General features: G+C 66.6%; 19 protein-coding genes. 10 read left to right on the forward strand and 9 right to left on the reverse strand.

All coding sequences use genetic code 11. The features are described 5' to 3' along the window. The 5 genes from ACXJLU_RS20435 to ACXJLU_RS20455 all read right to left on the reverse strand — a co-directional run. A partial coding sequence (locus ACXJLU_RS20435) for an FAD-dependent monooxygenase (protein ID WP_457334178.1) occupies positions 1–90 on the reverse strand: 90 nt, incomplete at its 3' end. Beyond that, positions 87–383, reverse strand: a complete 297-nt coding sequence (locus ACXJLU_RS20440) for a (2Fe-2S)-binding protein (protein WP_457334105.1) — start codon at positions 381–383, stop codon at positions 87–89. The genes ACXJLU_RS20440 and ACXJLU_RS20435, both read right to left, overlap by 4 nt. After that, complete coding sequence (locus ACXJLU_RS20445; protein ID WP_457334107.1) at positions 383–1,177, reverse strand: ABC transporter permease; 795 nt, start codon at positions 1,175–1,177, stop codon at positions 383–385. The genes ACXJLU_RS20440 and ACXJLU_RS20445 overlap by 1 nt, the downstream gene beginning before the upstream one ends. Before the next feature lie 4 nt (positions 1,178–1,181). Then, entirely contained in the window at positions 1,182–2,027 is an 846-nt protein-coding gene (locus ACXJLU_RS20450) for an ABC transporter permease (protein ID WP_457334109.1), read from the reverse strand. Beyond that, entirely contained in the window at positions 2,024–3,097 is a 1,074-nt protein-coding gene (locus ACXJLU_RS20455; RefSeq protein ID WP_457334111.1) for an ABC transporter ATP-binding protein, read from the reverse strand. The genes ACXJLU_RS20450 and ACXJLU_RS20455 overlap by 4 nt, the downstream gene beginning before the upstream one ends. A 149-nt stretch (positions 3,098–3,246) precedes the next feature. Here ACXJLU_RS20455 and ACXJLU_RS20460 point away from each other — a divergent pair, with 149 nt between their 5' ends. Continuing rightward, positions 3,247–4,059, forward strand: a complete 813-nt coding sequence (locus tag ACXJLU_RS20460) for an IclR family transcriptional regulator (RefSeq protein WP_457334113.1) — start codon at positions 3,247–3,249, stop codon at positions 4,057–4,059. 121 nt (positions 4,060–4,180) lie between these two features. Beyond that, positions 4,181–5,083, forward strand: coding sequence for a PEP-CTERM sorting domain-containing protein (locus tag ACXJLU_RS20465; protein ID WP_457334115.1), 903 nt, complete (start codon positions 4,181–4,183; stop codon positions 5,081–5,083). 125 nt (positions 5,084–5,208) lie between these two features. Here the strand turns inward: ACXJLU_RS20465 and ligD are convergent, their stop codons facing one another. Both ligD and ku read right to left on the reverse strand, forming a co-directional pair. Further along, complete coding sequence (gene ligD, locus ACXJLU_RS20470) at positions 5,209–7,752, reverse strand: DNA ligase D (RefSeq protein WP_457334117.1); 2,544 nt, start codon at positions 7,750–7,752, stop codon at positions 5,209–5,211. A 10-nt stretch (positions 7,753–7,762) separates the two neighbouring features. Further along, positions 7,763–8,614, reverse strand: a complete 852-nt coding sequence (gene ku / locus ACXJLU_RS20475) for a non-homologous end joining protein Ku (RefSeq protein WP_457334119.1) — start codon at positions 8,612–8,614, stop codon at positions 7,763–7,765. 254 nt (positions 8,615–8,868) lie between these two features. Here ku and ACXJLU_RS20480 point away from each other — a divergent pair, with 254 nt between their 5' ends. The 5 genes from ACXJLU_RS20480 (at position 8,869) to ACXJLU_RS20500 (ending at position 15,508) form a co-directional block, all read left to right on the forward strand. After that, positions 8,869–11,487, forward strand: coding sequence for a di-heme oxidoredictase family protein (locus ACXJLU_RS20480; protein ID WP_457334121.1), 2,619 nt, complete (start codon positions 8,869–8,871; stop codon positions 11,485–11,487). Positions 11,488–11,621: 134 nt separating this feature from the next. Next, the gene (locus ACXJLU_RS20485) at positions 11,622–13,196 is read left to right on the forward strand and encodes an AAA family ATPase (RefSeq protein ID WP_457334123.1); all 1,575 of its coding nucleotides are present in this window, start codon (positions 11,622–11,624) and stop codon (positions 13,194–13,196) included. Between the two features lie 20 nt (positions 13,197–13,216). Next, positions 13,217–14,056, forward strand: a complete 840-nt coding sequence (locus ACXJLU_RS20490; protein WP_457334125.1) for an HNH endonuclease — start codon at positions 13,217–13,219, stop codon at positions 14,054–14,056. Between the two features lie 131 nt (positions 14,057–14,187). Next, entirely contained in the window at positions 14,188–15,150 is a 963-nt protein-coding gene (locus ACXJLU_RS20495) for a YihY/virulence factor BrkB family protein (RefSeq protein ID WP_457334127.1), read from the forward strand. Between the two features lie 64 nt (positions 15,151–15,214). Beyond that, complete coding sequence (locus ACXJLU_RS20500; protein ID WP_457334129.1) at positions 15,215–15,508, forward strand: hypothetical protein; 294 nt, start codon at positions 15,215–15,217, stop codon at positions 15,506–15,508. Here the strand turns inward: ACXJLU_RS20500 and ACXJLU_RS20505 are convergent. Then, on the reverse strand, positions 15,456–16,376 hold the full coding sequence (locus ACXJLU_RS20505) for a LysR family transcriptional regulator (RefSeq protein WP_457334131.1): 921 nt from the start codon (positions 16,374–16,376) through the stop codon (positions 15,456–15,458). The genes ACXJLU_RS20500 and ACXJLU_RS20505 overlap by 53 nt on opposite strands. 128 nt (positions 16,377–16,504) lie before the next feature. On the opposite strand from ACXJLU_RS20505, the gene ACXJLU_RS20510 reads away from it, so the two are divergent. The 3 genes from ACXJLU_RS20510 (at position 16,505) to ACXJLU_RS20520 (ending at position 18,881) form a co-directional block, all read left to right on the forward strand. Then, positions 16,505–17,242 (forward strand): SDR family oxidoreductase, encoded by a 738-nt coding sequence (locus ACXJLU_RS20510; RefSeq protein ID WP_457334133.1) that lies wholly within the window; start codon positions 16,505–16,507, stop codon positions 17,240–17,242. Between the two features lie 20 nt (positions 17,243–17,262). Further along, the gene (locus tag ACXJLU_RS20515) at positions 17,263–18,165 is read left to right on the forward strand and encodes an SDR family oxidoreductase (RefSeq protein WP_457334135.1); all 903 of its coding nucleotides are present in this window, start codon (positions 17,263–17,265) and stop codon (positions 18,163–18,165) included. A gap of 131 nt (positions 18,166–18,296) precedes the next feature. Then, the gene (locus tag ACXJLU_RS20520; RefSeq protein WP_457334137.1) at positions 18,297–18,881 is read left to right on the forward strand and encodes a hypothetical protein; all 585 of its coding nucleotides are present in this window, start codon (positions 18,297–18,299) and stop codon (positions 18,879–18,881) included. Positions 18,882–18,911: 30 nt separating this feature from the next. Here the strand turns inward: ACXJLU_RS20520 and ACXJLU_RS20525 are convergent, their stop codons facing one another. Then, complete coding sequence (locus tag ACXJLU_RS20525; RefSeq protein WP_073469276.1) at positions 18,912–20,039, reverse strand: aminotransferase class V-fold PLP-dependent enzyme; 1,128 nt, start codon at positions 20,037–20,039, stop codon at positions 18,912–18,914. Between the last annotated feature and the right edge of the window lie 28 nt (positions 20,040–20,067).

A 20,067-nucleotide genomic window follows, 5' to 3' on the forward strand; every position in this document is an offset into this window, starting at 1 on the left:
GATCAGCACCGGCCGCAGGCCGTGCGCGGCCAGCGCCTGCGCCGCCCGCACGCCGGCCGGGCCGGCTCCGACGATCACGGGTTGCGTCATACGCCCTCCCCACTCAGCAAGGCCATGCCCGGCGCGATCACCGTGGCGCAGGCGCGCAGCCGTTCGCCGTCGGCCGTCGCGATCCAGCAGTCCTGGCAGGCGCCCATCAGGCAGAAGCCTGCGCGCGGCGCGTGGCTGAACTCGTTGCGCCGCAGCCGGTCGTGCTGGGTCAACACGGCGGTCAGCACGGTGTCGCCTTCGAGCGCGGAGGCCGGTTCGCCGTCGAGCGTGAAGGCCACGCGCGCGCGATCGGTCTCGGCCAGGCGCACCAGCAGCGGTCGGCGTGCGTTCATCAGCGTCTTCCCACCAGCACGCGGTCGAGTCCGTAGACCCGGTCAAGCAGCACCATCGCGAGGGCCGTCACGCCCACCATCAGCGCCGACACCGCGGCCATCAGCGGGTCGATCGATTCGGTCGCATACATGTACATGCGCACCGGCAGCGTCACCGTGCTCGGCGAGGTCACGAAGATCGACATCGTCACCTCGTCGAAGCTGTTGATGAAGGCCAGCATCCAGCCGCCGGTGACGCCGGGCAGGATCATCGGCAGCGTGATGCGGCGGAAGACCGTGAAGCGGCCGGCCCCGAGCGAGGCCGCCGCCTGCTCGGCGCTGCGGTCGAAGCCGACCAGCGCCGCCACCACCAGGCGCAGCGTGTACGGCGTGACGATCAGCGCATGCGCGAACACCAGGAAGCCGAAGCTGCCGCTGCCGCCGACCAGCGCGAACAGCCGCAGCAGCGCGACGCCCAGCACCAGGTGCGGAATGATCAGTGGCGACAGGAACAGGCCGTTCAGGAACTCGCGCCCGGCGAACTGGAAACGCGTGATCGCGAGACCCGCCGGCACCGCCAGCAGCGTGGCGAGCGTGGCCGAGCCGAGCGCGAGCCACAGGCTGTTCCAGAACGACTGCATGAAATCCGGATGCTCGAACACCGCGCGGAACCAGCGCAGCGAGAAGCTGGTGGTCGGCAGCGTCAGCGTGTTCTCGGGCGTGAAGGCGACCAGGCAGACGACAACCAGCGGCGCCAGCATGAAGGCGACGACGAGCGCGTTGAACGCGAGGGCGAGCGGGCCGTTGCGGTTCATGCTGTCAGCCCAGCGCACGCCGGTAACGGCCTTCGATCAGCCGGTTCCAGCCCAGCATCACCGCGAGGTTGGCGGCCAGCAGCGTCAGCGCGATCGCGGCGCCGAGCGGCCAGTTGAGCTCGTGCAGGTACTCGTCGTACACGACTGTGGCCACCATCTTCAGGCGGCGCCCGCCGAGCAGCCCGGGGATCGCGAACGAGCTGGCCGCGAGGCCGAACACGATCAGGCTGCCCGACAGGATGCCCGGCATCACCTGCGGCAGCACGACGCGGCGCAGCGTGGTGAACGGCGACGCCTTCAGCGACAGCGCCGCGTTCTCGATGCCGGGGTCGAGCTTCTGCAGCGAGGTCCAGACGGGGATCACCATGAAGGGCAGCATCACGTGCACCAGCGCGATGACGACCGCCGTCTCGGTGTAGAGCAGCTTGAAGGGCCCGAGGCCGAACGCGCCCAGCGCCGCGTTGACCAGGCCCTCGGGGCCGAGCAGCATGCTCCAGCCGAAGGCCCGCACCACCACCGAGACCAGCAGCGGCGCCAGCACCACCAGCAGCATCACCGAGCGCCACGGGTTGCGCATGCGGCTGAGCACGTACGCCTCGGGCGCGCCGACCAGCACGCAGATCAGCGCCACCAGCGCCGAGATGCGGAAGGTGCGCCAGAAGATGCCGTGGTAGTACGGATCGCCGAACACCGCCGCGTAGTGCGCCAGCGTGAACTCGCCGGCACGCGCGCCGGTGGCGGGGTCGTAGACGTTGAACGACAGCACCGCGGTCAGCGCGAGCGGCACCAGCAGCAGGCCGGTGAAGAGCAGCGCGGCCGGGGCGCTGAGCCACCAGGGGGCGAGCTTCAAGGCGTGGTCTCCGCCGCGGTGTTCGCGGTGTCGCCCGGCAACAAGCGGCTGCAATGCACCGGCCAGTCGATGCCGGTGCGCTGCCCGGTCTCGAGCGCGGTGCGGCCGTCGTTCGGGCACAGCACCGCCAGCGCGCCGACCGCGGTGTCGACGCGGTACAGCCACTGGCTGCCGAGGAAGAAGCGCTCGGCGATCTCGCCGTCGAGCCGACCGAGGCCGACCACGACGAACTGCAGCTTCTCGGGCCGCACGCTCAGCAGCACCGCGGCGCCGGGGCGGAAGCCGGTGTCGTCGACCACCACGCGCAGCGGGCCGACATCGACCGCGCCTTCGCCGTTGACGCGCCCCTCCAGCAGGTTGGCCTTGCCGACGAAGGTCGAGATGAAGCGCGTGCGCGGGTGTTCATAGACGCGCTGCGGCCGGTCGACCTGCGTCGCGCGGCCCTGCTCCATCACGACGACGCGGTCGCTGATCGACATCGCCTCGCCCTGGTCGTGCGTGACCATCACCGTGGTGGTGCCGACCTGGCGCTGGATGCGGCGCAGCTCGAACTGCATCTCCTCGCGCAGCTGGGCGTCGAGGTTGGACAGCGGCTCGTCGAGCAGCAGCACCGGCGGCTCGATCACCAGCGCGCGGGCCAGCGCCACGCGCTGGCGCTGGCCGCCCGACAGCTCGCGCGGGTACTTGGCGGCATGCGCTTCCAGGTGCACCAGCGCGAGCGCGTCGCGCACGCGCTCGGCCCGCTCGGCGCGCGGCATCTTGCGCATCTCGAGCCCGAAGGCCACGTTCGCGCTGACCGTCATGTGCGGGAACAGCGCATAGGTCTGGAACACGATGCCCAGGCCACGGGTGTTGGCCTTGGCGTGCGTGATGTCGCGGCCGTCGAGCTCGATGCGGCCGCGCGTCACCGGCTCGAAGCCGGCCACCATCTGCAGCGTGGTCGTCTTGCCGCAGCCCGACGGGCCGAGCAGCGAGACGAACTCGCCCTTCTCGACCGACAGGTTCATGTCGGCGACCGCGCAGGTGTCGCCGTAGAACTTGGTCAGGCCGGTCAACTGCAGGAAAGACATGGTGCCCTTTGGGAAATCTCTTTCGATAAATTGCAAGTTGCGGGCCATCTTGACCCGAGAATTCCAATCAATCAAATACTCCATTTCCCTATTTCGTTTGATGGAATACTTCGGGCATCCGTGACCCACAGGATTCCACAGGATCGAGCATGAGCGAAGACAGCCCGTCGACCGCCGCCGCCAGTCGGCTGTTTGCCGTGATCCGTGCGCTGGCGCAGGGGCCCGCCGATGGGGGGCGCGTCACGCAGATTGCACGCAGCGTGGGCCTGACGCAGGCCACCACGCACCGTCTGCTGCAGTCGCTGGTGGCAGAGGGCATGGTCGAACAGGACGCGCGCAGCAAGCTGTATCGCCTCGGCATCGAGTTCTTCGCGCTGGCCGCGTCGGCCGGCAACCCGGCCGACCTGCGCACGCTGTGCCGACCCGCGCTGCTGCGGCTGTGCGCGAGCCTGGGCGACAGCATCTTCCTGCTGGCGCGCAGCGGCTTCGATGCGGTGTGCCTGGACCGCAGCGAGGGGCCGTTCCCGATCCGCTCGTTCACCGGCGACGTCGGCGGGCGTGTCGCACTCGGCGTCGGGCAAGGGGCGCTCGCGATCCTTGCCTTCCTGCCCGAGGCCGAGCGCGAGGAGGTGATCCGCTTCAACCTGTCGCGGGTGCGCGAGTACGGCGTGTACGACGAGGTCTACCTGCGCACCGAAATCGATCGCGTGCGGCAGACCGGCTTCGCAGGGCGCAACACCGGCTTGCTGGAAGGCATGGCGGGCGTCGCGGTGCCGGTGCTCGACCGCGAGGGGCGTGCGGTGGCCGCGTTGTCGGTGGGCACGATCTCGGACCGGCTGAATGCCGACCGCATGCCGACGGTGGTGGAGCTGCTCAAGCGCGAGGCGGCCGCGATCGGTCCGCAGATCCATCCGTTCGACCCGAGCCTGCGGCGGCCGGCGCAGAGCCTGGCGTCGCGCTGATTTCGTTGTAGGCGGACCGTCCGTCGGATACACGGGCGGCAACCAATTGGGGGTTGCCGCGGGCGGCGGCGCGTTCTTCAATGGGCGATTTCCGGAAGTGGATCCGGCAGGGAGAACCCAGATGAAGATGATGTGGATCGCCGCCTCGGTGTGCGCGCTCGGTGTGTGCGGTGCGGCGCAAGCGGGATCGGACGCGATGCCGGGTTCGGCCTCGGCAACCTTCACGCTCGGCACGCCGACGGGGCTCGACACCGGCGAGCCGGGGCACTGGCTGGCGGACAACGGTTTCCAGGCATCGCTCGTCACCGCGCACGAGGTGCCGGGCCCGAACGATGGGCAGTCGCTGAACCTCAAGTCGCGCCTGCTCGACGCGTCGGCGCGCGCGGGCACGCCCTTTGGCGAGGCGGTGATCGAGCTGCCGAAGGCACCGGACGAGACGCTGTCGGCCCAGGCCTCGATCGGGCACGGCAGCGTGTCGACCGGCTGGCACGCCGATCGGCAGGACGACGAGGCGAGCGCGACGATCAACTGGCAGCGCCCGTTCGTGCTGAACCCGTTCGCCTCGGTGACGTTCTCGGGCATCGCGATGCTGACGAACTCGCTGGGGTCGACGCCGCTGCCGCGCTTCACCGAAGACAGCACCCGGCCCGACATGTACGTGCACCAGGCGGCGCTGATCTTTCGTGACGAGGCGTTCGCGACCAACGGCGTGAACCTGATCGCGAACATCTTCAACGAGAACCCGACGGCGCCCGGCACCGGCGTGCAGCAGCGGCTGCCGAGCTTCGACGATTTCACGTACAGCGCCGACCCGCTCGGGCACCTGTCGCTGACGGTGCACAACCACTCGGGCCAGGTGCTGTTCGGCAGCTTCGAGCTGTTCGCGTACAGCTGGAACAGTGCCGCGCCGGTGCCGGAGCCGGCGATGTGGGGGTTGATGGTGCTGGGGTTGGCGGGGATGGGGGCGGTGGCGAGGCGGCGTGGCCACGGCGGAACACGCGACCCGCGAACGCAGATCAACTGAGCGCGTTCGAGATCAATCCCGTTCGGGCTGAGCCTGTCGAAGCCTGTTCGCAGTGCAGCTGAAGCGTCGAAGCGCATCCGCGACACCCCTTCGACGGACGGGCCTTCGACAGGCTCAGTCCCTGCTCAGGGCGAACGGGGTGGTCTCTTCTCTTTCACCGGCTTGAACCCCAGCCGCTGCATCGCCCGCCCCAGCACCTGCTTCGTCGTCCAGTAGTCCTTCCACGGATCCTCGCGCTCGAACGACAGGTGCTCGCGAGCGGTCTTGACCGTCCACTGGTCGCCGCCCTTCAGCTCGTCGAGCATCTCCCACGGCACCGGCATCGACACGCCCATCCCCGGCCGCGCGCGGGCTGAGAACGCCGCGGCGGTGGTCGCGTTGTGGCCGTTGCGCAGGTAGTCGACGAAGATCTTGCCGACGCGGTTCTTCGGCCCGCTCTTCGCGACGAAGCGATCCGGCACCACGCTCGCCATGTGCTGCACGATCGCCTGCGAGAAGCCCTTCACCGCATCCCATCCATGCTGCGGCTTCAACGGCACCACCACGTGCAGCCCCTTGCCGCCGCTGGTCTTCAGCCAGCCCTCCAGGCCCAGCGCCTGCAGCAGCGATCGCACCAGCGCCGCCGCCTCGCGCACCTTCGCCCACTCGACACCCTCGCCCGGGTCCAGGTCGAACACCATGCGGTCAGGCTTGTCGATGTTTTTCGCGAGCGCATTCCAGGTGTGGAACTCGATCACGTTCATCTGCGCCGCACCGGCCAGCGCGGCCGCGCTCGGCACCTCGAGCAGCGGGTCGTGTTCCGGCCACAGCGCCGGGTCGAGTTCGCGCATCTCGGGGAATCGCATCTTGCCGGCATGCTTCTGGAAGAACATCTCGCCGCCAACGCCCTCCGGCGCGCGCATCAATGCGCACGGCCGGCCCTTCAGGTGCGGCAGCATCCGCTCGGCGATGCTCTCGTAGTAGCGAACGAGGTCGAGCTTCGTGAAGCCGGTGCTCTTGTCGATCACGCGCTCCGGGTGCGTCACCTTGGTTGCCGATGCAGCCTTCATCGCGGGCTTCTCCTTCACGTCGACCGCACGCTCGCGCGTGATCCGCTTCGCCGGCTTGTCGGCGCGCAGGCCCTCGAACGACGCATGCCGGATCTGCCCGTCGGGCGTCCATTCRCCGAAGCTCACCTCGGCCATCAGCGTCGGCTTGACCCAGCGGCGCTCGCCCTCGGCACCGCGCGGCCCGCGCCCCGGTTTCGGCGCCGTGTCGAATGGCGATGCATCGACCTGCAGCTTCAGCAACTTCTTCTTCAGCTCGGCGGCCGTCGCGGAATCCCAGCCGGTGCCGACGCTGCCGACCGACTTCAGCTTGCCGGCGTCGTCGTGCACCCCCAGCAGCAGGCTGCCGATGTGCGCGCCCTCGCGCTCGCCACGCCGGTCGGTGTAGCCCCCGATCACGAACTCCTGGCGCTGCTGGCACTTCAGCTTCAGCCAGGTCTCGGTGCGGCGCGACACGTACGGCGCATCCTGCCGCTTCGCGATCACGCCTTCGAGCTTCAGCCGGCAGGCCGACTGCAGCACGCTGGCCGCATCGGCCGGAAAGTCCTCGCTGAAGCGCAGCGGCCCACTGCCCTTCGCGTCGAGCAGCTGCTTCAGCAGCCGCCGCCGCTCGCGCAGCGGCAGCTCGCGCAGGTCGTGCCCTTCGAAGTACGGCAGGTCGAACAGGAAGTACGCCACGTGCGAGGTGTCGCCTCCGTCGAACGCGTTCTGCAAGCGATTGAAGACTGGCAGGCCGTCGTCGCCGAGCACGACGATCTCGCCATCGAGCCACGCCGAGGCCACACCGAGCTTGCGCAGCGCCGCCACCAGCGACGGCATCTTCGCGCTCCAGTCGTGCCCGCCACGCGTGATCAACGTGGGCTTGCCGCGCTGGATGCGCGTCATGATCCGGTAGCCATCGAACTTGATCTCGAAGCCCCAGTCGCCATCGGACGGCACACCACTCGCGAGCGTCGCGAGCTGCGGCGTCATCGTCGCCGGCAGCGGCGCCTTCACGGCCTTGGCTTCCGTGTTGCCCGTGTCGACCGCCTCGGCCACGGCCGTTGCATTGACGCTGTCCGGCAGCGCACTGACGACGTCGTATTCGGCATGCGGCCGCGCGAAACCATCCTTCTTCTTCAGCAACAGCCACGGCTGCTGTTTCTCGCTGCCTGACTTGCGCATGCGCACCAGCTCCCACGCGCCATGCAGCTTCTCGCCGTCGAGCGTGAACGCGATCTTGCCGGCCGCCAGGCCCTTCTTTGCCTCTCGCACACCCCCGACCGGCTGCCAGGTGCCGCGGTCCCAGACGATCACGTCACCGGCACCGTAGTGGCCTTCGGGGATGCGCCCCTTGAAGCTGTTGTACGAGACCGGGTGGTCTTCGGTGCGCACCGCGAGCCGCTTCTCGGCGGGGTCGAAGCTCGGCCCCTTCGGCACCGCCCACGACAGCATCACGCCGCCCAGTTCGAGCCGGAAGTCGTAGTGCAGCCGCGTCGCATCGTGCTTCTGCACGACGAACACCAACTCGTCGCCCGCCTTCGCGTGCTCGCCGCGCGGCTCGGGCGTCTTGCTGAAATCGCGCTTGCTCCAGTAGGTGTGCAGCGGATCGGCGGGAGCCGACGCACGCGAACTGCGTTCCATGGCCCCGTCCTCAGGCCCGCTTGCGCGCCGTAGTCTTGCGGGCCGCCGGCTTGGAGGCCGATGCCGGCTTGCCCTTCAGGCTCTTCGCGAGCAGTTCGGTCAGGTCGACCACGTTGCTGGCCCCCGCCTTCTCGCCGCTCTCCTCCATCGGCTCGACCTGCTCGGTCTCGCCGCGCTCGATGCGCTTGGCCACCAGCGCGTGGATCGCCTCGCTGAAGCGGTCCGAATACGCCTCGGGCTTCCAGGTCTCGGTCATGTCGCCGATCAGTTGCTTCGCCATCTTCAGCTCGGCCTCCTTCAGGTTCGTGCTCTTCTTCCCTTCAGGCGGCAGCTTGATGTCGGCCCACGGGCGAATGTCGGCCGCCCAGCGCAGCGTGTTCAGCATCAGCGCCGGCCCGCTCGGGATCAGCGCGGCCAGGTGCTCCTTGGTGTGCATCACGACGCGCGCGATGCCGATCACGCCCGATGCGAGCATCGCCTCGCGCAGCAGCGCATACACCTTCTCGCCCTTGGCCAGCGGCTCCAGGTAGTACGGTCGGTCGAGCATCGTGAACGGGATCTCCTGCGCATGCGCGAACGATTCGATCTCGATCGTCTGCGTGGTCTTCGGGTACGCCGCCTTGATCTCGTCGTCGCTCAGCACGACGTAGTCGCCGCCCTCGACCTTGACGCCCTTCACGATGTGGGTCTTGTCGATCTCGCGCCCGGTGCGCTTGTTGACGCGCTTGTAGCCGACCGGGTCCATCGAGCGCTTGTCGAGCCAGTCGAAGTCGACGCCCGATTCCGACGACGCGGGATACAGCGCGACCGGCACATGCACCAGACCGAAGCTGATGGCGCCTTTCCAGATGGCGTGGGGCATGGCGGGACTCCTTGGACGGCATTCGACGACGGGCCCCAAGCCTAGGGTCGGACGCCAACGGTTCGACACCGGCAGATCGCGCGCGTTCATGTAGGAAGACACCGCAAACAGGCCGTGAACGCGCCGAGAACGAAAGTTTTCTATCCGACTGGACGTTCCGAGCTGGCAGGAGTTCAATGGCGGCGCAGTACTTGGAACCGGTTCCAATGACCGCAGTACGGGGACCGTTTCTGCCATCCAAACAAGGAGACGACATGAAACTGGTCCCAGCACATGGGTCGGGCCGCGCTTTGGCTTCGAGCATCGGGCTGTCAGCCCTGCTGCTCGCAGGCTGCGGTGGCAACGACGGTCCCGCCCCTTCTTCCGATGCCACCAGCAGCTCTGCCAAGGAGCAGGCGATGGCCGTCACCGCCGGCCGCTACGCGCTGCAAAGCGTGTCCACCGGCCAGTGCATCGGCGTCAACGGCGGCAGCAATGCCAGCGGCACGGCGCTGCAACTGCAGGCCTGCAGCAGCGCCACGACGCAGCAGTTCAACCTGGCGCTGGTGTCGACCGGCGTCTACAAGCTGACGGTCGCGGCCAGCGGCTTGGCGGTCGACGTGCAGAACGCGTCCGCCAGCGACGGCGCGCCGCTGCAGCAGTGGACCGACAACGGCACCAACGCGCAGCGCTTCACGCTCGGCGAACCGGCCGTGGGCGTGGTCGCGCTGGTCAACGTGAACAGCGGCAAATGCGTGCAGGCGGCCGATGCGGCGAGCCTGCGCCAGTACGGCTGCACCAACGGCAGCACACAGCAGTTCAAGCTGGTCGGCGGCAGCACCAACCCGCCCGACCCGGTCGGCGTGGTGCCGCTGTTCCCGCAGGGCACGGCGATCACCGAGACCATCCAGACGGTCGAGGCCGACGGCACGCTGGTCACCTACATGGGCATGCGGCCCACCGAGCGCCACGCACGCGAACGCGGCGAGGCCTGGGACGCCCCCGACCAGGGCCCCGGCCGCTACCTGACCTTCCCGTCGTTCTACTTCCAGAACCGCACCTTCGGGCTGGTGATCCGCGACGAGGTGCCCGCCGGCCGCTCGAAGATCACCTTCACGATGCGCGTCAACGACGGCATCTTCGACGGCACCACCTTCAGCCTGTTCCGCAACGCCGGCGACCCGAACGTGCGCGACTACGGCTGGGCACTGAACTACGGCTTCGGCAATCCGAAGTTCCTGAACCAGGACAACTACCCGCTGCCGATCTGCATCGCCGGGCAGCCGGATGCCGACTGCCAGTTCTCGGTCGACACCAACTGGCGCACCGACCCGCACAGCACGCTGAAGGTCGGCGACCCGGTCGAGCTGGCCCCGGCCCCGCGGCTGAAGTACAACGCCGACGGCAGCGCGGTGATCGATGGCGGCGGCGCACGCTACTACTCGTTCGAGCAGCTGTACGTGGCCGGCGTCGGGCTGCGGCCGTGGTACGGCATCGCGCCGAACCTCGACTCCGCGCCCTTGCCGGCCGAGACGCTGTCCGGCGGGCAGACCAGCCTGTCGTACAACTACTCCGAAGAGCCGATGCGCGTGTTCCAGCAGATGGCCAACAACATCGGCATCCAGAACACCAAGCGCTTCGTCGAGGGGCGGCGGCTGTTCCACACCTCGTTCATCGACGGCCGGCATTCGGAGCACCCTGAAAGCAACCCGGTGTTCAGCGCCCACGCCGGGCAACTGGGGCCGCGCTACAACCAGGTGAGCTGCATCGGCTGCCACGGGCTGAACGGGCGCACCACCGCGGCGGCGGCCGGCACGGTGTTCGCCGGCACGGTGCTGACCGGCACGGCCGGTGCCGACGGCAAGCGCGTGCCCGACGCGACCTACGGCCTGAACGTGCTGCAGAAGGCGAGCGCCGCCGGCGCGGCCGACTACGGCGTCAACCTGCAGAGCTACACGACGACGCTGCGCACGCTGGCCGATGGCGAGAAGGTCGAGCTGCAGAAGCCGGTCTACGCCTTCAAGGGCCCGGTGCCGGCGCAGTATTCGGCACGCCAGGCGCCGCAGGTGATCGGCGTCGGGCTGCTGGAGGCCCTGCCCGAAAGCACCGTGCTCGCGCTGGCCGATCCGGGCGATGCGAATGGCGACGGCATCCGCGGCGTCGCCAACCTGGTGACCGATCCGGAGACGGGGCAGACGCGGCTGGGCCGCTTCGGCTGGAAGGCCGCGAAGGCGAGCGTGCGCCACCAGGCCGCCGAGGCGCTGGTCAACGACATGGGCGTGGTGTCGCCGGTGTACCCGTCGCGCAGCTGCCAGCGCGCGGCGGCCGATTGCCGCAGCAACCCGCAAGGCACCGGCGTCAACGAGCAGGAGCTGCAGCGCGTCGTGCAGTACCTGGAGCTGCTCGCGGTGCCGGCCCAGCGCAGCCTGCGCAGCGCCTTCCCCGCCGGCGTGCGGGTCTCGCCGGAGCACGATGTGAACCCGACGCAGGTGGCGCGCGGTGCGCAACTCTTCGCGCAGGTCAACTGCGTCGGCTGCCACACCGCGACGCTGAAGACCGGCACGACGCACCCGTTCGCCGAGCTGCGCGACCAGACCATCCACCCCTACACCAACTTGCTGCTGCACGACATGGGCGCGGGCCTCGCGGACACGGTGGCCGAAGGCAAGGCGCAGCCGTCGATGTGGCGCACCGCGCCGCTGTGGGGCATCGGCTCGCTGCCCTTCGTGCAAGGCAGCGCGCAGAACGTGCGCTACCTGCACGACGGCCGGGCCCGCACGCTGATGGAGGCGATCGGCTGGCACGGCGGCGAGGCCGACAACAGCCGCCAGCGCTTCGAGGCCTTGTCGCGAGACGACCGGGCGGCCGTGCTGGCTTTCCTGGGCTCGCTGTGAACTAGAAGGTAGAAGGGACCGACCTTCTCAGGTCGGTCTCCTGTGGACCTATCGCGGTATCCGGTGTCGATACGTGCGCTACGGCGCATCGCATAGCCATACGTGGGTAACATGTGTCTTTCTCAGGGAGACGCATGAGCATGAGCCTCACCTTTTATGTACTCGAGCACGGTGCGAGTGCTGTGCAATCGGGTCGGAATTTAGTCCAACTCGTTCCGAGCAATTGGGATGACTACTCTTTTAAATCAACGTTTGAAGTTATTTTTTATAACTCGAACGGCTTGCGACGTGAAGTAGGCACAGTAAAAATAGGTTATATCAATCAACGGACAGGCTGGACACTCGAGAAAATTCCAAGGCAATTCTCTAGTCTCGACGCGGGTTGGTTTTCTTTGGGACAAGATGTTGACTACTATAGCGTCTTGCGAGAGCACCTCAGTCAGGCCGAGCGGCAAACTTTACTCAAGGGGCTTGCAGACGTAGTATTTAACGAAGATATATTGAATGTTGCCCACAACGAAGAGGTTTTCCAACGCTCGTTGATGAGAACTGTCAGTCAATCGGTAATTCTAGGCCAATTTCGACGCGTACTCGCTGGGCAGGCCACTCTGACAGAGTTTCATTTCGCATACTATGAAGCCGGCGACAATCGACATGCCGCGGTTAGCTTGGACTTCCACGTCACACCCGATTCAAAACCTTCAACCAATTTGCATGTTTTGATCGGACGCAATGGCGTTGGCAAGACCACCTTGCTGAATAATATGGTTCGGGCAATCGTTCCACAGACAGCACCTACACTTATCCGCGGTAATTTTTACATACCCGATTCAAATAAGACCAAGTGGGTAACCTTGCCGAAAGACTATTTCAGTAGTGTCGTATCTGTATCTTTCAGCGCATTTGACCCCTTTGTGCCTCCAGTCGATCAACCCGACCGTAGCCAAGGAATTGCGTACTTCTATGTCGGAATGAAGAAGACTCGCGCATCAGTTCGAATAGAAAGCCAGCCGCCTAAAACAGAGATTGACCTAGGTAATGATTTTATTGAAGCTCTCCGATCGTGCTTAAGTCAACCGGCAAAACGAGATCGCTGGCATACAGCAATAACTCGTCTGGAATCTGACAGCAATTTCGCCGACATGGATTTAAGTCGACTCCTCCAGGTAGACACTGCCTCGGCTCTTCAATTGGCTGCATCCTTGGTGAAGTCGATGAGTTCAGGCCATTCCATTGTGCTACTCACCATTACTAAATTAATTGATACCGTCGAAGAGAAAACACTCGTATTGATGGACGAACCCGAAAGCCATTTGCACCCACCCCTTCTGTCGGCATTCATTCGAGCCTTATCGGATCTATTGAATAATCGCAATGGTGTTGCGATTATTGCAACTCACTCTCCGGTTGTTGCCCAAGAAGTCCCACGATCATGTGTTTGGAAAATGAGCCGCCTACGTGTTCAAGGAAGAGTGGATCGCCCAGAAAGAGAAACCTTCGGAGAAAACGTTGGCGTTCTGACTAGAGAGATCTTTGGTTTGGAGGTTTCGAAATCTGGCTTTCATGAGGTCCTTCAGAAGGCTGTTCTAGAAGGGGGCACATTTGAGAGCATCGCCCAACAATATAATGGACAACTCGGATTCGAAGCACAAGCTCTATTGCGCGTGTTGCTTACAGCTCGGGACACATCAACGCGTCAGTCAACATGAGGCGTCTGAACAAACCAAATATGGACTCAGCCGAAGTCTATGCGGCTTGCATTGCAGGCATAAGCGATGCAGGCTTAGCAAATAAGTTTCATGGCGCTCGTGAACAGGTACTATTGTATTTCCGTCATTACGAGGCACTTGCTGAAACGCATCTGCTTTTTTCATTGCCTGCTAGCACTTGGGGAGACAACGCGCAAATGGTTCTTGCCGGCCTTACAAAAGGAGAATTCGTCGATCTGTATAAAACTTACATGGTCAACCGAAGCAAGCCCGCTCGCAAGTACTATGACAAAATTATTTTGACAGCCCCGCTTGGGAAGTGCCCCCTTTGTGGGTTTGGCCAAGTATCAACCCTCGATCACTTTCTTTCGAAATCACGATACCCAGCATTCTCAGTTCTATGCTCCAACCTAATACCATCCTGCACGGACTGTAATAATGGCAAGGGATCGCCGGTCGTGACTCATGAGGGTCAAATTCTGCACCCATACTTTGAGACTTCTGTTGTCGAACAAGAGCCGTGGCTTTATGCTGAGGTTATCGAATCTGCACCGACGACAGTTCGCTACTTCGTCTTCCCGCCTGCATCATGGCCAGAAGACTTGGCCCGGAGGACGGCCAATTACTTAGATCAACTTGATCTCGCCAGGCGATTTTCAATCGAAGCCGCTTCCGAGGTTGCCGGGTTGTCCACACAATTGCATGAACTAGGCGCCGATGAACTACGACGCGATCATCTCTCAGAGATAGCCCGCATCGAGAGACGTGAGAGAACAAACTCATGGAAGGCTGCGCTCTACGAGGCTTTGGCCAACAGTAATTGGTTTCTGCGTGGCGGGTACCGCAACCCGCAACATTGAGCACGGCATTAAGACCAAAATCTCTTTCCATCTCTGGCGGGGAAATCGCTGGACCCATGTCCGACGGCTCCTACATCTCATTGCGTTTACGGACGATTGCCGTAGTCCGCCTAAAGCCTAGTCTTGATGCGATGGACAAAGTCACCTTGCTCACAGCGGACCACAAGCAGTCGTCGCATGTAACTCCAAGGGCCTGGTGGTCGCTCGTCAAGCAGGCCGGCAATGCGTGGATCGACGACTACGCGCCCAGCATGGGCGCGGCGCTGTCGTACTACAGCATGTTCTCGCTGGCGCCCTTGCTGCTGATCGTGATCGCGATCGCCGGGCTGGTGTTCGGCGAAGAGGCTGCGCGCGGCGAGGTGTTCGGCCAGATCCGCGGGCTGCTCGGCACCGAGTCGGCGCAGGCGGTGGAAGCGGTGCTGGCCAGCCTGCACAAGCCGGCCGAGGGCACGGCGTCGGCGGTGCTGGGCATCGTCGTGCTGCTGGTCGGCGCCACCTCGGTGTTCGGCGAACTGCAGGACGCGCTCGACCGCATCTGGCGCGCGCCGGCCCGGGTGCGGGCCAGCGGCTGGTGGAACCTGCTGCGCGCGCGCCTGCTGTCGTTCGGCATGATCCTCGGCATCGCCTTCCTGCTGATGGTGTCGCTGGTGCTCAGCGCCGCGATCTCGGCGCTCGGCAAATGGTGGGGCGGCGCGTTCGGCAACTGGGCCACGCTGGCGCAGCTGGTGAACCTGGCCGTCGGGCTGCTGATGACCACCGGCGTGTTCGCGATGATCTACAAGCTGATGCCGCGCGTGGACGTGCGCTGGCACGACGTGTGGCTGGGCGCGCTGTTGACAGCGCTGCTGTTCACCGTCGGCCGCTACCTGATCGGCGCCTACATCGGCAGGAGCGGCGTGGCCTCGGGCTTCGGGGCCGCCGGCTCGCTGATCGTGATCTTCGTGTGGGTGTACTACTCGGCGCAGATCTTCCTGATGGGCGCCGAGCTGACCTGGGTCTATGCGCGCAGCTTCGGCTCGATGCGCCACCTGCCGCAGCCCCCGGCGCCGACGACCTCGGGCACCGCGAGTGGAATTCCTACAGTGCGTTCTTGAGCGCACCTACACCAGGGTCATCGGGTCGTCCTTACAGTCTCTCCATCGCCAGGGAGAAAACACCATGCGCTCGCTGCACTTCTCGCACCTCTCGGACCTCTCGCACCGCTCGTTGCCGGCGGCCCGCAAGTTGCTGCCGGGCGTCGGCGTGGCCCTGCCGGTGGCGGTGGCCTTCGCGGCACTGGCGATCGGCCTGCCGGTGACCGAGCGGGCCGACCGCAACGCCTTCGCCGCCGACATCCTGCTGATGGCCGCCGCCGTTCCCGCGGCCGCCGCGAGCGCCGTGCCGGTGATCAAGCGCGAGGTCAGCCGGGTGCGCGAATCGGCACGGGGCCTGGGGCCGTCATCCGCTCGATGACCCAGTCGACGAACACCCGCACCCGCGGCGAAAGCTGCCGGCTGTGCGGGTACAGCAGCGACACCGGCATCGGCGCCGGACGCCACGCCGCCAGCACCTCCTGCAAGCGCCCGTCCGCCAGCTCGGCCTGAACGTTGTAGCGCGGTACCTGGATCAGGCCCTGGCCGGCCAGGCAGCACGCCAGATAGGCATCGGCATGGCGCACTGACACGCTGCCCTTCATCAACACCGTCTGCGGCTGGCCATCGACGATGAAGTCGAACGGGATGCGCCGGCCGGTCGCACTCGACAGGAAGTTCACCGCCCGGTGCTGCGACAGCTCGGCCAGCGACACCGGCACGCCGTACCTCGCCAGGTAGGCCGGGCTCGCGCAGGTGAGCTGCGGGTTGTCGGCCACGTGCCGCTGCACCATCGATGAATCGCGCGGGCTACCGGCGCGCAGCACGCAATCCACCCCCTCGCGCACCAGGTCGACCAGCCGGTCGCCCATGCCGATGTCGAGCTCGATGTCGGGGTAGCGCGCGCAGAACTCGCCCAGGTGCGGCAGCAGGAAGCGGCGGGCCAGCGTTTCCTGCAGGTCGACGCGCAGCTTGCCCTTCGGGTTCGCCAGCGAATGGCCGAAGGCCGACTCGGTCTCGTCGAGGTCGGCCAGCAGCCGCACGCAGCGCTGGTAGTAGGCCTCGCCGTCGGGCGTCGGCTTCACCTGGCGGGTCGTGCGCTGCAGCAGCCGCGTGCCGAGGCGCTTCTCGAGCTGCTGGATGGCGTGCGTCGCGGTGGCGCGCGGCAGCTCCAGGTCTTCGGCACCCTTCGTGAAGCTGCCCAGTTCGACGATGCGGACGAACAGCTGCATGGTCTGGAAACGGTCCATTCTGGGCGCTCGCTGGTGGATTGTTTGTTGATCTTGGTTGAACAGTGATGGCAATTCTTGCGCATTTATTGATTTCCATCGAGCAACCAGAATTCATTCCATCGTCACTTCCATCCCAGGAGCTCACCATGACCCAGCAAGTTGCCATCGTCACCGGCGCATCCCGCGGCATCGGCGCCACCGTCGCGCGCCGCCTCGCCGCCGACGGATTCGCCGTCGTCGTCAACTACGCCGGCAACGCCGCCGCAGCGGCCGCGGTCGTCGCCGACATCGCCGCCGCCGGCGGGCAGGCCACCGCGGTGCAGGCCGATGTGTCGGACCCGGCGGCCGCCCGCAGGCTGTTCGACGAAGCGATCCGCGCCTACGGCCGCGTCGACGTGCTGGTGAACAACGCCGGCGTGATGCCGACCAACATGCCGGCGCTCGTCGACACCGACGACGCCACCTTCGACCGCATGTTCCACATCAACGTCAAGGGCAGCTTCAACACGATGCGCGAAGCGGTGAAGCGGCTGCAGGCGGGCGGGCGCATCGTCAATTCCTCGAGCAGCGTGGTCGGGCTGGCGACGCCGGGGTACTCGGCCTATGCGGCCGCCAAGGCTGCGATCGAGACGATGACGAACATCCTCGCGAAGGAGCTGCGCGGCCGGCAGATCACCGTCAACGCCGTTGCGCCGGGGCCGACCGCGACCGACCTGTTCCTCGACGGCAAGGCGCCCGAGGTGATCGAGCGCCTGGCCAAGGCCGCGCCGCTGGAACGCCTCGGCACGCCGCAAGACATCGCGGGGGTCGTGTCCTTCCTCGTCGGCCCGGACAGTGCCTGGGTCAACGGCCAAACCCTCCGCGCCAACGGCGGAATCATCTGAAACACCCCTGGAGAACCACCATGAGCAACAAGATCATCGTCATCACCGGTGCGTCGAGCGGTTTCGGCGCCCTCACCGCCCGGGCCCTGGCCGACGCCGGGCACACCGTGTACGCCGGCATGCGCGCCATCGCGACGCGCAATGCGAAGGCGGCGCAGGACGCCGCGGCCTATGCGGCCGACCGCCAGGTCGACCTGCGTGGCATCGAGCTCGATGTCGGCTCGCAGGACTCGGTCGGCGCCGCCGTCGCGAAGATCATCGAGACGCACCAGCGGCTCGACGTCATCGTGCACAACGCCGGCCACCTGGTGACCGGCCCGACCGAGGCCTTCACGCCCGAGCAGATCGCGCAGGTCTTCGACGTCAACACGCTGGGCACGCAGCGCCTGAACCGCGCCGCGCTGCCGCAGCTGCGCCGCCAGCGCCACGGGCTGGTCGTCTGGGTGTCGAGCTCCAGCGTCAAGGGCGGCACGCCGCCCTTCCTCGGGCCCTACTTCGCGGCCAAGGCGGCGATGGATTCGCTGGCGGTCAGCTACGCCGGCGAGCTGGCGCGCTTCGGTGTCGAGACGACGATCGTCGTGCCGGGGGCCTTCACCTCCGGCACCAACCACTTCGCGCACGCCAGCCATGCGGCTGATGCCGAGGTGGCCCAGGCCTACGACGCGCTGTATGCCGGGCTGCCCGAGCAGGTCGGCGAGGCGCTCGCGAAGCTGGAGCCGGCCGATGCCGACGTGGCCGATGTGGCGCGCGCGATCGTCGCCGCGGTCGATGCGCCCTACGGCCAGCGGCCGTACCGCGTGCACGTCGACCCGAGCGACGACGGCTCGGGCCTCGTCAGCGCGGTGGCCGACCGCATGCGCGTGCAGCTGCTCGAACGCGCCGGGCTGTCGGACCTGCTGAAGGTCGTGCCGGTGGTCGCCTGAAGCCATCTGACGTGCCGCTGTCACCATCTTCATTTGCGATGGCGAGCTCCGCATTTGCTGCACATTCGCGGCGGCCAATGGCCGGGGTTTCACCGGATCCCCCGGTGGACGGCACATGGACACGGACGGGAATGACGAAGGGATCGAACGAAGAAGGCGGCTCACCGCAGGCACCGCTGACGCAGCAGCTTCTCGCGCTGCGCGACGCCTGCGCGGTGTGCGGCGACGAAGCGCAGTTCGCTGCGATGGCGCGACAGCAGGTGCAGCCGGTGCTGCCGCACGGCTCGTTGGTGGCGGCCATCGTGCGCATCGGGCCGGAGCAGCTCCGGCTGGTGCATGCGATCGGCGTGGACCACCCGGCCGCCGCGATGGCGAAGCTGCCGCGGCAGCTCGACCTGGCCGACCGGCCGGCGCTGAAGCGCTGGCTCGACACCGGCGAGCCACAGGTGTTGCAGATGCCGGGCGACGCCGAGCGGGTGTCGGCGCTGGAGCGCCGCGAAATCGATGCGCTGGGCATCCGCCGGCTGGCGCTGCACGGCCGCATCGACCTCGGCGGCATCGTCGGAAGCGTTTTCAGCTTCTGCCACCTGAACGGCGACCTGACGCCGCAGCAGACGCTGGAGATCCTGCGCCTGGTGATCCCGCCGCTGCACGAGGCGCTGATGCGCGTGTGGCGGCACGATCGCCACGTGCTGCATCGCCCGCTGCCGCGCTGAGCGGCCGCTGCGACCGCCGCGCTCTTCAGCTCAGCGCAGCCGCTCCAGCGCGTTCGCCAGCTGCTGCACCGTGCGGTCGACGCGGCCCAGCTTGTCGAGCCCGAACAGCCCGATGCGCCAGCTGCGGAAATCCGCCGGCTCGTCGCACTGCAGCGGCACGCCGGCGGCGGTCTGCAGGCCGAGCCCGCCGAACTTGCGGGCCGACTGGATCTCGGGGTCGTCGGTGTAGCTGACCACCACGCCCGGCGCCTCGAAGCCGGTCGCCGCGACGCTCTTGAAGCCCTTCTGCGCCAGCAGCGTGCGCACCTTGGTGCCCAGCAACTGCTGCGCGTTGCGCGCGGCCTCGAAACCGAAGCGCTCGGTCTCCTGCATGACCTCCCAGGTCTTGGTCAATGCATCGGTCGGCATCGTCGTGTGGTAGCCGAACGCGCCGGCCTCGTAGGTCTCGGCGATCTGCAGCCACTTGCGCAGGTCGCACGCGAAACTGGTGCTCTGCGTCTGCGCCATGCGGTCGCGCGCGGCCGCGCTCAGCATCACGAAGGCGCTGCCCGGCGAGCCGCTCCAGCCCTTCTGCGGCGCGCTGATCAGGATGTCGACGCCGGTGGCCTGCATGTCGACCCACATCGCGCCCGACGCGATGCAGTCGAGCACGAAGAGCCCGCCGGCCGCATGCACCGCATCGGCCACCGCCTTCAGGTAGTTGTCGGGCAGGATGATCCCGGACGCGGTCTCGACGTGGGCCGCGAACACCAGCGCCGGCGACTCGCGGCGGATCGTCTGCAGCACCTCGTCGATCGGTGCCGGCGCGTACGGCGCCTGGTAGCCCGAGCCGGTGGGCCGCGCCTTCAGCACGGTGGCGGCCGACGGGATCGAGCCCATCTCGAAGATCTGCGTCCAGCGGTAGCTGAACCAGCCGTTGCGGATCACCAGCACGCGCTGGCCGGTCGCGAACTGGCGGGCCACCGCCTCCATGCCGAAGCTGCCGCTGCCGGGCATCACGATCGCGGTCGGCGCGTGGTAGGTGCGCTTCAGCGTGTCGGTGATGCCGCGCAACACGCCCTGGAACTTCTTCGACATGTGGTTCAACGCGCGGTCGGTGTAGACCACCGAGAACTCGAGCAGGCCATCGGGATCGACCTGGGGCAGCAGTCCGGGCATGGGTGTCTCCATCAGTGGGTGTTGTCGT

The sequence above is a fragment of the Rhizobacter sp. P5_C2 genome, from assembly GCF_054049715.1.

Excerpts from the sequence above, each read along its gene's own strand:
- ACXJLU_RS20440 (WP_457334105.1), bottom strand. The coding sequence starts at position 383 with ATGAACGCACGCCGACCGCTGCTGGTGCGCCTGGCCGAGACCGATCGC.
- ACXJLU_RS20445 (WP_457334107.1), bottom strand. The coding sequence starts at position 1,177 with ATGAACCGCAACGGCCCGCTCGCCCTCGCGTTCAACGCGCTCGTCGTC.
- ACXJLU_RS20455 (WP_457334111.1), bottom strand. The coding sequence starts at position 3,097 with ATGTCTTTCCTGCAGTTGACCGGCCTGACCAAGTTCTACGGCGACACC.
- ACXJLU_RS20460 (WP_457334113.1), top strand. The coding sequence starts at position 3,247 with ATGAGCGAAGACAGCCCGTCGACCGCCGCCGCCAGTCGGCTGTTTGCC.
- ACXJLU_RS20465 (WP_457334115.1), top strand. The coding sequence starts at position 4,181 with ATGAAGATGATGTGGATCGCCGCCTCGGTGTGCGCGCTCGGTGTGTGC.
- ku (WP_457334119.1), bottom strand. The coding sequence starts at position 8,614 with ATGCCCCACGCCATCTGGAAAGGCGCCATCAGCTTCGGTCTGGTGCAT.
- ACXJLU_RS20480 (WP_457334121.1), top strand. The coding sequence starts at position 8,869 with ATGAAACTGGTCCCAGCACATGGGTCGGGCCGCGCTTTGGCTTCGAGC.
- ACXJLU_RS20485 (WP_457334123.1), top strand. The coding sequence starts at position 11,622 with ATGAGCATGAGCCTCACCTTTTATGTACTCGAGCACGGTGCGAGTGCT.
- ACXJLU_RS20490 (WP_457334125.1), top strand. The coding sequence starts at position 13,217 with ATGGACTCAGCCGAAGTCTATGCGGCTTGCATTGCAGGCATAAGCGAT.
- ACXJLU_RS20495 (WP_457334127.1), top strand. The coding sequence starts at position 14,188 with ATGGACAAAGTCACCTTGCTCACAGCGGACCACAAGCAGTCGTCGCAT.
- ACXJLU_RS20500 (WP_457334129.1), top strand. The coding sequence starts at position 15,215 with ATGCGCTCGCTGCACTTCTCGCACCTCTCGGACCTCTCGCACCGCTCG.
- ACXJLU_RS20505 (WP_457334131.1), bottom strand. The coding sequence starts at position 16,376 with ATGGACCGTTTCCAGACCATGCAGCTGTTCGTCCGCATCGTCGAACTG.
- ACXJLU_RS20510 (WP_457334133.1), top strand. The coding sequence starts at position 16,505 with ATGACCCAGCAAGTTGCCATCGTCACCGGCGCATCCCGCGGCATCGGC.
- ACXJLU_RS20515 (WP_457334135.1), top strand. The coding sequence starts at position 17,263 with ATGAGCAACAAGATCATCGTCATCACCGGTGCGTCGAGCGGTTTCGGC.
- ACXJLU_RS20520 (WP_457334137.1), top strand. The coding sequence starts at position 18,297 with ATGACGAAGGGATCGAACGAAGAAGGCGGCTCACCGCAGGCACCGCTG.
- ACXJLU_RS20525 (WP_073469276.1), bottom strand. The coding sequence starts at position 20,039 with ATGCCCGGACTGCTGCCCCAGGTCGATCCCGATGGCCTGCTCGAGTTC.